Source organism: uncultured Sphingomonas sp. (assembly GCF_964021865.1).
Classification (GTDB): Bacteria; Pseudomonadota; Alphaproteobacteria; order Sphingomonadales; family Sphingomonadaceae; genus Sphingomonas.
In genome coordinates this window covers 1-10,527 of record NZ_CAXIAM010000083.1, presented here as the reverse complement: position 1 = coordinate 10,527, position 10,527 = coordinate 1, and the positions used below count along the sequence as shown (strand labels likewise).

Genomic DNA, 10,527 nt, shown 5'->3' with positions numbered 1-10,527 from the left:
GGGCGCAAGCATCCGCAGCAGGAGTTCCTGCAGGTCGACACGACGAACATCCTGTTCATCTGCGGCGGTGCCTTCTCGGGGCTCGAGAAGATCATCGGCGACCGCTTGCAGGGCAAGTCGATCGGCTTCGGCGCCTATGTCGCCACGCCCGAGGAGCGCCGCACCGGCGAGGTGCTGCGCCAGACCGAGCCGGAAGATCTGCTCAAGTTCGGGCTGATCCCCGAGTTCGTCGGGCGTCTGCCGGTGATCGCAACGCTGGAGGATCTCGACATTCCGGCACTGGTCAAGATCCTCGCCGAGCCGAAGAACGCGCTGGTAAAGCAGTACCAGAAGCTGTTCGAGATGGAGGAGGTCAAGCTCGGCTTCACCGACGACGCGCTGACCACGGTCGCCAAGAAGGCGATCGAGCGCAAGACCGGTGCGCGCGGGCTGCGCTCGATTCTGGAGGGCATTCTGCTCGACACGATGTTCGATCTGCCGGGCATGGATTCGGTCGACGAGGTGATGATCGACAAGGACGTCGTCGAGGGCCGCAAGGACCCGGTCCGCGTCTATGCCGAGAAGAGCAAGAAGGCCGGCGAGGTCGCCTGACAATGACGGGATAGAGGGCGCGGGAGGCCCGCGCTCTCTACCCCCGTCGTCCCGGGCCTGACCCGGAATTCCGCTTCTTTCCGACGCGCGCTAGGGAGCGCGACTCTGGGTAAAGCCCGCGGGGCGAGGAGAGAGGTCACCTTTCTTCAGCGAACGTCGCCTCGCTTGGCGCGCACGTCGGCACTACCCGCATCGTTACGCCCGCGGATCATGTCCGCGCCTCATGCATTGGTCGGGAGAACGGAGCCCGCCAGATCGCATGACCATCGAAGACGACGCTTTGCCACCCGCCGACGTCCGCCGTTCGCTACTCCACCGGCTCGACCTGCCGTTGTGGACATTGGCGATGCCGCCGCTCGGGCTGCTGACCGTGCTGCTGTCGCTTTACCAGCTGGGAACCGCGGGGACGATCGGGGCGACGATCGTGCTGTTTGGTTGTGTGCTCGCCGCGGTCCACCATGCCGAGGTCGTCGCGCACCGCGTCGGCGAGCCGTTCGGGACTTTGGTGCTCGCGATCGCGGTGACCGTGATCGAGGTCTCGCTGATCGTCTCGCTAATGCTTTCCGACGCCGGCGACGCGTCGGCGCTCGCGCGCGATACGGTGTTCGCGGCGATTATGATTATCCTCAACGGCATCATCGGTCTGTGCCTGCTGGTCGGCGGCGTCCGCCATGGCGAGCAGCGCTTCACGCTGCGCGGGGTCAGCGCCGCGCTCTGCACGCTGGCGGCACTGGCGGTGCTGACCCTGGTGCTGCCCAGTTACACCCTGACCACGCCGGGGCCTTATTATGCGACCTCGCAACTGGTGCTGGTCGCGGTGGTCAGCCTGTTTCTTTACGGCATGTTCGTCATGGTGCAGACGCTGCGCCACCGGGAGTATTTCCTCCCCGAAGACGGCGACGAGGCTGGTCATGCCGCGATGCCGACCCGCGCGACCACGACGGTCGCGTTCGGCACGCTGCTCGTCGCGCTGATCGCGGTCGTGCTGCTCGCCAAGGCGCTGTCGCAGACGGTCGAGGAGGCGGTGCTCGGCGCCGGGCTACCGCTCGCGGTGGTCGGGGTGGTGATCGCCGCACTGGTGCTCGCCCCCGAAAGCCTCGCCGCTTATCGTGCCGCGGCGCGCAACCGCATCCAGACCAGCCTCAACCTCGCGCTCGGCTCGGCACTGGCGACCATCGGGCTGACGATCCCGGCGGTCGCGATCGTCAGCCTCGTGCTCGATCTGCCGCTCGCGCTCGGGCTCAGCGCGATGAAGATCATCCTGCTGGCCTTGTCGCTGTTCATCGCGACGATCTCGCTCGGCACCGGGCGGACCACCGTGCTGCAAGGCGCGGTACATCTGGTGATCTTCGCGGTGTATCTGTTCACGACGGTGGTGCCATAACCTTCGCCTCACACGTCCGTTCGTGCTGAGGAGGCATTGAGCTTGTCGAAATGCCATCTCGAAGCACCAGCCCTTCGAGACGAGGCTTCGACAAGCTCAGCCTCTCCTCAGGGCGAACGGAAAGGGGTTTCACGGGTCCGCGCTACCCCCGCTGCCGCGCCGCCAGCGCCAGCCCCGCCGCAATCTGCACCAGCGCATACCATCGCCGCCGCCCCGGCCGGCCGACGAACGGCCGAACCGTCCGCTCCGCTCCCAGCGCGTTGTCCTTCCACAAGTCGGTATGCCGCTCGGTCTGCGTCAGCCCGAGCAGCCCGTCGCCGATCATGAAGACCGCCGCCATCTCGAGCACGCGCGCGGTCAGCGGGGCTTCTGCTGCTGTTGCTTCCATTGCTGGTACTCCTCCACCGCCACCGAACGGCGCAGGACGCGCGCCGCCGGATCGATCACCACATGCGCGCCGGTCGGTACGGCGATCGTCGCCGTGCCGTCCGGCATTTCGACGCGCCGCGCCACGCCGTCGACCGTCAGCTCGACCGGCATCGCAAACACGCGCGCGCGCTCCGTCCGCCAGGTGAGCCGCAGCGTGTTGCCGTCGCGCGTCGCCACGAGCTCGGGCAACGCACGATCGCGCAGATAGGTGTCGAAGAACCATGACAGATCGCGCCCGCTCTCCTCGCGAACGATTGCCTCGAACTCGCGCGTCGAGCCATAGCGCGGGCTGAAATCGCCCGGCTTCGGATCGCGCCGCCCATAGACGACGCGCCGCACCGCATCGAAGAACGCGCGGTCGCCGATCAGCCAGCGCAACGTGTGGAGCGTCCACGATCCCTTGTAATAGATGTCGGTGCCCGCGCCGCCCTTGCTCGGCTCGTAGACCTCTTCCTCGGTCAGCACGCGGTCGCGGACGATCGGGGCGCGGTTGACGATCTGGTTGCGCTGCGCCTCCAGCATCACCGCATAGCGCGCGTCGCCTTCGCGCCATCGTCCGTAGAGCGGCTGCATGTAGCTGCCGAACCCCTCGTGCAGCCAGTAATCGTCCCAGTTCGCCGCGGTCAGCTGGTTCGCGAACCATTCATGGCTGAATTCGTGGTGGAACAACCAGTCAAACCCCTCGGGGGCCTTGGCATAGCCATTGCCATAGGCATTGATCGTCTGGTGCTCCATGCCTTTGTGCGGGGTCTCGACCACGCCCAGCTTCTCGTCGCCGAACGGATAGGGGCCGATCACGCTTTCGAAAAAGTCGAGCGTCGGCGCGAATTCGTCGAACAGCTTGCGCGCCTGCACGCCCTCGCCGGGCAGGTGCCAGTAGAACAACGGGATCGTGTTGCCGAAGCGGCTCTTGTAGCTGCCCTCGATCGCCTCATACGGCCCGATGTTGATCGCGATCGTATAGGTGTTGGGCTGGCGGGCGCGCCAATGCCAGACGGTGCGCCCGTCGGGAAGCGTATCCACCCCCAGCAGCCGACCATTCGACGGTGCCTTCAACCCCTTGGGCGCGGTGATGTGGAGCGTCGCCACCTCGGGCTCGCCGGTCGGGAAGTCGAGGCACGGCCACAGCAGGTCGCAGCCATAGCCCTCGGTCGTGCTCGCGATCCACGGGCGGCCATCGGGCGTCTGCGACCACACCATGCCGTCGTCCCACGGCGCGTTGACCGCGACATGCGGCGTGCCGTCATAGGCGATTGCGATCGTCACCTGCTTACCCGCCGCCAGCGCGCGCGATACGACGATCCGCCCGTCCGGTCGCGCCGCGCGCACCGGCCTGCCGTCCAGCGTCACCGATCGCACCTGATAGTTCGAATCGAGATCGAGCGTGATCGCCGCCACGTCGCGCCTCGCCGTGACGACCAGTGTCGCGCGCGCCGCCATCCGCCGCGTCGCTGGGTCGGGGGCGAACGACAGGTCGGCGGAACGCAAGCTCAGGTCGGCCTGTCCGGCAGGGCGTATGCCGCCCGAAAGCTGCGTCTGCTCGCTGATCGGCGGCTCGCCCTTGCCCGGCAGTTGCGCGGCGGTGACCGACGTCGGGACGGCCAGCGCGAGCAGAAGATTGATGCCGCGCGCGAACGCACCATATAAGCGGTGTTGGCCGCCCCACACGGGCGGTACCGGAGTATACATGACGTCTGCTTTCCCCGTTCTGCCGCTTCGCGACATCGTCGTCTTCCCGCATATGATCGTGCCGCTGTTCGTTGGGCGCGACAAGTCGGTCGCCGCGCTGGAAGCCGCGATGGCCGCCGACAAGGAGATCTTCCTCGTCGCGCAGCTCGACCCGGCCGAGGACGATCCTGCGCGTGACGATCTCTATTCGATGGGCGTCACCGCCACGGTGCTGCAATTGCTCAAGCTGCCCGACGGCACGGTACGCGTGCTGGTCGAGGGCAAGGCGCGCGCGACGCTGGAGACGCTGGAGGAGGGCGGCGAGTATCTGACCGCCGCGGTCGCGCCGGTCGCCGATGCGGAGGTCGAGGGGCCCGAGGCGGCGGCGCTGATGCGCTCGGTCGTCGATCAGTTCGAGAATTACGCCAAGCTCAACCGCAAGCTGCCTGCCGAACTCGCCGCGCAGCTCGCCGAGATCGACGCCGCCGGCCGGCTGTCGGACACGGTCGCGGGCAATATCCAGGTCAAGGTCGCCGAGAAGCAGGCGCTGCTGATGGAGGCCGATCCGCTCAAGCGGCTGGAGATGGCCTACGCGCTCATGGAGGGCGAACTCGGCGTCCTGCAGGTCGAGAAGAAGATCAAGAGCCGCGTCAAGCGCCAGATGGAGAAGACGCAGCGCGAATATTATCTCAACGAACAGCTCAAGGCGATCCAACGCGAGCTGGGCAATGAGGGCGAGGACGGCGACGGCGACGAGATCGCCGAGCTGACTCAGAAGATCGCCACGCTCAAGCTGTCGAAGGAAGCGCGCACCAAGGCGACCGCCGAGCTGAAGAAGCTCAAGACGATGGCGCCGATGAGCGCCGAGGCGACGGTCGTGCGCAACTATCTCGACGTGCTGCTCGGGCTGCCGTGGGGCAAGAAGAGCAAGATCAAGAAGGACATTCCCGCCGCCGAGGCGATCCTCAACGAGGATCATTACGCGCTGGAGAAGGTCAAGGACCGGATCGTCGAATATCTGGCGGTGCAGGCGCGCACCAACAAGCTGAAGGGCCCGATCCTCTGCCTCGTCGGCCCGCCCGGCGTCGGCAAGACCTCGCTGGGCAAGTCGATCGCCAAGGCGACCGGCCGCGAGTTTATCCGCCAGTCGCTGGGCGGCGTGCGCGATGAGGCCGAGATCCGCGGCCATCGCCGCACGTACATCGGCTCGCTGCCGGGCAAGGTCGTGACGAACCTCAAGAAGGCCGGCGCCAGCAACCCGCTGTTCCTGCTCGACGAGATCGACAAGCTCGGCCAGGACTTCCGCGGCGACCCCGCCTCGGCGCTTCTGGAAGTGCTCGATCCGGAGCAGAATGCGAAGTTCAACGACCATTATCTCGAGATCGACATCGATCTGTCGGATGTGATGTTCGTGTGCACCGCCAATTCGCTCAACCTGCCGCAGCCGTTGCTCGACCGGATGGAGATCATCCGGCTGGAGGGCTATACCGAGGATGAGAAGGTCGAGATCGCCGAGCGCCACCTGGTCGCCAAGCAGATCGAGGCGCATGGGCTCAAGCCAGGCGAGTTCACGCTCACCAACGAGGGGCTGCGTGCGCTGATCCAGCGCTACACCCGCGAGGCCGGCGTCCGCACGCTCGAGCGCGAGCTGGCGAAGCTGTGCCGCAAGGCGCTGCGCCAGATACTCGAGGGCAAGGCGGAAAGCGTCACGATCACCCCCGAGAATCTGTCCGATTTCGCGGGCGTGCAGAAATTCCGGCACGGCCTGTCGGAGACCGAGGACCAGATCGGCGGGGTCACCGGGCTCGCGTGGACCGAGGTTGGCGGCGAGTTGCTGACGATCGAGAGTGTCACCGTTCCCGGAAAGGGACAGGCGAAGGTCACCGGCAAGCTGGGCGACGTGATGAAGGAATCGGTGCAGGCCGCCTTCTCGTTCGTCCAGGCACGCTCGCCGTCGTTCGGGATCAAGCCCAGCCTGTTCCACCGCAAGGACATCCACATCCACCTGCCCGAAGGCGCGGTGCCCAAGGATGGCCCGTCGGCGGGGATCGGGCTGGTCACCTCGATCGTGTCGACGCTGACCGGCATTCCGGTGCGCAAGGAAGTCGCGATGACCGGAGAGGTCACGCTGCGCGGGCGCGTGCTGCCGATCGGCGGGCTGAAGGAGAAACTGCTCGCCGCCTTGCGGGGCGGGATCGAGACGGTGCTGATTCCCAGGGAGAATGAAAAGGACCTCGCCGAGATCCCGCAGAACATTCGCGACGGCCTGAAGATCGTGCCGGTGGCGCATGTCGACGAGGTGTTGCGGCTGGCGCTGGTGCGGCCACTGGAGGCGATCGACTGGACCGAGGCCGACGAATTGGCCGCGCTTCCTCCTGCGCCGATCGCGCCGGTTGGTGGCGAACTGCATCATTAAATTACATAATTTGTCGGCTTGTTGAGACCGCCGTACCGGTATTTCGGTGCGGCGGTTTCATTTGACTCCGCTATGGGCGGGCGCGTTAATGGCCGGATGCGGGTTTCGATCCGCGAATCCATTCCAGTTATGTAATGACTTTTGAAAGTGGGGTTTTGCGGGATGAACAAGCAGGAACTGATCGCGCAGGTCGCGACGGCCGCCGGACTGGGTAAGAACGAGGCGAGCCGCGCGGTCGAGGCGGTGTTCGACACCATCTCGACATGCCTGAAGAAGGGTGACGAAGTGCGTCTGGTCGGCTTCGGCACCTTCGCGGTCAGCAAGCGCAAGGCCTCCACTGGGCGTAACCCACGCACCGGTGAACCGATGACGATCAAGGCGTCGAGCCAGCCGAAGTTCAAGGCCGGCAAGGTCCTGAAGGATTCGCTCAACTGACGCGGATTTGCTCTGGACAGGGCGGGGGGGCTTGCGTAATTGCGCCGCTCCGCCAACGGATGGGCGCGTAGCTCAGCGGTAGAGCACACCCTTCACACGGGTGGGGTCACAGGTTCAATCCCTGTCGCGCCCACCATCCGGTCGATGAAAGCCCCGCCGGTCGCACCGACCGGCGGGGCTTTTCGCGTCTGGCGCGCTGGCCACGTCCGTCATCCCCTCGCGGCCGTGGATCCGGAGCTGTGACGTGACCATCTTCGAGAAGACCGGGGCATCGGGATTTCCGCCGGCGCCTGAATGACGTAAGTGATTGGACGATCTCAACACTACCCGCGTCTCACCTTTGCGCATGTCACGCAATCGTAACGTATGCGTCATGCAATCGTCGCTGAAATCGCATTCAGTTGTCATTCTCACGGCGTAGCGGCGCTTTCGACGATCGAGCGAACAGTCGGTTCGACTCGATCGGGGCCCCCGGGGATGGGCCCGAATTTCGAAGGGAGTGAGTTCATGGTCAGCTTCAGCCGCCGCAGCCAGATTCTGCTGGCATCCAGTGCGGCCTTGTTCCTGGCGTCGTGCGGCGCGGACGATGTCGCCTCGCCGGGTGCGGGCAGCATTCCCGTCACCATCAACCAGCCTGCGCCGACGCCGACCCCGACCGGCACGGCGACCCCGACCCCGCTGACCAGCGCGCAATTCGCGCTCGCCACCACCCAGTCGGGCGTGACGATCACCGCCGACGAGCAGGTCGCGCTGGTCAATGCCGGTCAGAACAACAACCTCAACGGCTTCGGCACGACGCTTAACGGCGTCTATCCGGTGAGCGGCACTTCGCTGGCCACCGCCAGCAATCCGCAGACGGTGCTGGGCAACACCGCCTTCCTTCAGAACACCAGCTTCGTCGGCGCGCTGAGCGGCCCGAACGACAACAGCTTCTCGGGCTGGACCTGCAACTCGTCGAGCGCGACCTTCCTGAACAGTTCGGCTTGCACCTCAGTGCCGTCGATCGGCACCGGCACGCCGGCGGCATCGTGCCCGACCGGGCTGACCGATGACGGCCTGAACACCGCCGGCACGTTCCGCTACTGCCGCCTGCCGCAGATCATCACCGCCGACCTGACGCTCGCGAAGGTCGCCGGGCTGGTCTACCGCTTCCGTGGCCAGACCGAAGTCGGCGTCGACGGCACCACCAACGCCACGCTGACGATCCAGCCCGGCGTCGTGCTGGCAGCGGACTCGACGGAGACGTCGAACGACCTGATCCTCGTCAATCGCGGCAGCAAGCTCAGCGCGGTCGGCACCGCCGACGCGCCGATCATCTTCACTGCGCAGCAGAACTTGGTGAGCAACGGCGTGTCGGACTCGTCGCAGGGCCTGTGGGGCGGCATCGTGCTGCTCGGTCGCGCGCCGACGGCGGTCTGCGCCACCGGCACTGGCCCGAACGACGCCAATGGCTCGTCGACGACCTGCCAGCAGGCGATCGAGGGCGTGACGGGCCGCTTCTACGGTGGTTCGAACCAGGCCGACAGCTCGGGCGCGTTGCAGTATGTGCAGATCCGTTACACCGGCATCGCGATCAGCGAAGGCAACGAACTGCAGGGCCTGACGCTTGGCGGCACCGGCTCGGGCACGACAATCGATCACGTCCAGAGCCACAATTCGGCTGACGACGGCATCGAGATCTTCGGCGGCACCACCAACCTGAAGTATTTCGTGGTGACCGGTGCCGACGACGACGGCTTCGACGTCGACAACGGCTGGCGCGGGTTCATGCAGTTCATCATCTCCGCGCAGAAGGCCGGTGGCTCGACCGCCGACTCGTTCGCGACCGAGATCGACTCGAACGGTCAGGAAGACGCGCTGCCGCGCACCTACGGCCGCTACGCCAACTTCACCTTCGTTCAGACGAACTCGGCCCCGGCCGCGATCCGCCTGCGCGGCGGTGCGGACTTCGCCTTCGTCAACGGCATCGTGAAGACCCAGTCGGGCGCGGCATGCCTCAACGTCATCGCGGGCAACACGGTGAACGGGGCGGCTGCAACCGGCAACGACCGTTCCACGATCCGCCCCGCCAACAGCGCGCTGCAGGACGTCGGCCCGCCGACCTTCAACTCGATCTACTTCCAGTGTCAGGGCCGCTGAGGCGCACCTAGCCCCTCGTGATGCTCGGCGGAGCCCGGGGAGCGCCTGATCGCGCCACCCGGGCCCGCTTTTTTTAGAACCAGACTGGAATTCGACATGCGCCAGCGCACCCTTGCCTCGCTCCTTCTCCTGACGACCACGCTGGTCGCCCCTGCGGCGCTTGCGCAGGTCGCCCAGGCTCCGTCGGCACCCGCAGGTCCGCCGCAGACCAGCACCACCTCGCCCGGCTCGGCCACCTCGCCCGCGCCGCAGGCGGAGGCGACGCAGGATGCCGTGCCCGGCACCGCAGACGATCAGGCGGAAGTCTCCGCCCCTGGTGTCGACACCAGCACCGCCGGTGACATCGTCGTCGTCGGACGCAACATCCCGAACGCGGTCCGCGCGACGGCCCAAGTCGTCAACGTTCTGTCCAGCGCGGACATCGCACGCACCGGCGAAGGCGACATCGCGGGCGCCCTGACCCGCGTCACCGGTCTGTCGGTCGTCGGGAACGGCTATGTCTTTGTGCGCGGCCTCGGTGATCGTTACTCCTCGGCGCTGCTCAACGGCTCGCCATTGCCCAGCCCCGAACCGCTGCGCCGCACCGTGCCGCTCGACATCTTCCCGACGACGGTGGTCGGCTCGGCGCTGGTGCAGAAGACCTATTCGGTGAACTACCCCGGTGAGTTCGGCGGCGGCGTCATCAACCTGACGACCAAGGCGATCCCGGACGAGAATTTCTTCACCGTCGGCGCCTCGGGCGGGATCGACACGGAGACGACCGGCCGACTGGGTTACACCTATTTCGGATCGAAGACCGACTGGCTCGGCTATGACGGCGGCGAGCGCAACGTGCCGAGCTTCATCAAGCAGGCGCCGACCGGCACCGGCGTGATTTTGCCTGCGCAGGTGCTGCAGATGTCGAACGCGCGCACCACGCTGCTCCAGCGAAACAGCGACATCCCGGCAAATTATTCGGGCAGTCTCGATCTTGGCGTGACCGGCGATCTGGGCTCGACGCGCGTCGGCCTGATCGGCAGCGTCGGCGTGTCGAACAACTGGCGCACCCGCGACGCGGTGCAGCAGGATACGATCAGCGACGACGGCACGATCCGCAACGATTTCGACACCGTCATCACCGACAATCGCGCGGTGGTGAACGGCCTGCTCGGCTTCGGGTTGGAATTCGGCGAGAACAAGGTCCGTTGGACCAACGTCTACATCCACGACACGCTGAAGCAGGGACGTGCGTCCGCGGCGACCGTCTACAACAATTCCAGCGGCAACCCGCTGTTCCAGCAGAACACCAACTGGTTCGAGCGCAAGCTGATCGAAACGCAGCTGGTCGGCGAGTTCAAGCCGATCGACGGCTTGTCGGTCGATCTGCGTGGCGCCTATGCCAATTCGCAGCGCAACTCGCCGTACGAGCGGCAGTTCATCTACAATTGCAACACATCGCTCAACGTCGACCTGAGCAACGCGCCGG

General features: G+C 66.1%; 8 protein-coding genes and 1 tRNA gene. 7 read left to right on the top strand and 2 right to left on the bottom strand.

Going from position 1 to position 10,527, the window contains the following annotated elements; all coding sequences use genetic code 11:
• Both AADI75_RS15445 and AADI75_RS15440 read left to right on the top strand, forming a co-directional pair.
• Nucleotides 1–591, top strand: a 591-nt coding sequence (locus tag AADI75_RS15445; RefSeq protein WP_341209885.1) for an AAA family ATPase, incomplete at its 5' end; no start/stop codon positions are given.
• Between the two features lie 259 nt (nucleotides 592–850).
• The gene (locus AADI75_RS15440) at nucleotides 851–1,975 is read left to right on the top strand and encodes an ionic transporter y4hA (RefSeq protein WP_341209884.1); all 1,125 of its coding nucleotides are present in this window, start codon (nucleotides 851–853) and stop codon (nucleotides 1,973–1,975) included.
• 142 nt (nucleotides 1,976–2,117) lie between these two features.
• Here the strand turns inward: AADI75_RS15440 and AADI75_RS15435 are convergent, their stop codons facing one another.
• Nucleotides 2,118–2,363, bottom strand: coding sequence for a hypothetical protein (locus AADI75_RS15435; protein ID WP_341209883.1), 246 nt, complete (start codon nucleotides 2,361–2,363; stop codon nucleotides 2,118–2,120).
• Entirely contained in the window at nucleotides 2,333–4,093 is a 1,761-nt protein-coding gene (locus AADI75_RS15430; RefSeq protein WP_341209882.1) for a M1 family metallopeptidase, read from the bottom strand. Before AADI75_RS15430 ends, AADI75_RS15435 begins: the two co-directional genes overlap by 31 nt.
• Here AADI75_RS15430 and lon point away from each other — a divergent pair.
• The 5 genes from lon to AADI75_RS15405 all read left to right on the top strand — a co-directional run.
• The gene (gene lon, locus AADI75_RS15425; protein WP_341209881.1) at nucleotides 4,092–6,488 is read left to right on the top strand and encodes an endopeptidase La; all 2,397 of its coding nucleotides are present in this window, start codon (nucleotides 4,092–4,094) and stop codon (nucleotides 6,486–6,488) included. The two genes, AADI75_RS15430 and lon, sit on opposite strands and share 2 nt — an antisense overlap.
• Nucleotides 6,489–6,650: 162 nt before the next feature.
• Nucleotides 6,651–6,923, top strand: a complete 273-nt coding sequence (locus tag AADI75_RS15420; RefSeq protein WP_341209880.1) for an HU family DNA-binding protein — start codon at nucleotides 6,651–6,653, stop codon at nucleotides 6,921–6,923.
• A 61-nt stretch (nucleotides 6,924–6,984) separates the two neighbouring features.
• Nucleotides 6,985–7,059, top strand: a tRNA-Val gene (locus tag AADI75_RS15415).
• A 371-nt stretch (nucleotides 7,060–7,430) separates the two neighbouring features.
• Nucleotides 7,431–9,062 (top strand): hypothetical protein, encoded by a 1,632-nt coding sequence (locus AADI75_RS15410; RefSeq protein WP_341209879.1) that lies wholly within the window; start codon nucleotides 7,431–7,433, stop codon nucleotides 9,060–9,062.
• Nucleotides 9,063–9,158: 96 nt separating this feature from the next.
• Nucleotides 9,159–10,527, top strand: a 1,369-nt coding sequence (locus AADI75_RS15405; protein WP_341209878.1) for a TonB-dependent receptor plug domain-containing protein, incomplete at its 3' end; no start/stop codon positions are given.

Excerpts from the sequence above, each read along its gene's own strand:
- AADI75_RS15440 (WP_341209884.1), top strand. The coding sequence starts at position 851 with ATGACCATCGAAGACGACGCTTTGCCACCCGCCGACGTCCGCCGTTCG.
- AADI75_RS15435 (WP_341209883.1), bottom strand. The coding sequence starts at position 2,363 with ATGGAAGCAACAGCAGCAGAAGCCCCGCTGACCGCGCGCGTGCTCGAG.
- lon (WP_341209881.1), top strand. The coding sequence starts at position 4,092 with ATGACGTCTGCTTTCCCCGTTCTGCCGCTTCGCGACATCGTCGTCTTC.
- AADI75_RS15430 (WP_341209882.1), bottom strand. The coding sequence starts at position 4,093 with ATGTATACTCCGGTACCGCCCGTGTGGGGCGGCCAACACCGCTTATAT.
- AADI75_RS15420 (WP_341209880.1), top strand. The coding sequence starts at position 6,651 with ATGAACAAGCAGGAACTGATCGCGCAGGTCGCGACGGCCGCCGGACTG.
- AADI75_RS15410 (WP_341209879.1), top strand. The coding sequence starts at position 7,431 with ATGGTCAGCTTCAGCCGCCGCAGCCAGATTCTGCTGGCATCCAGTGCG.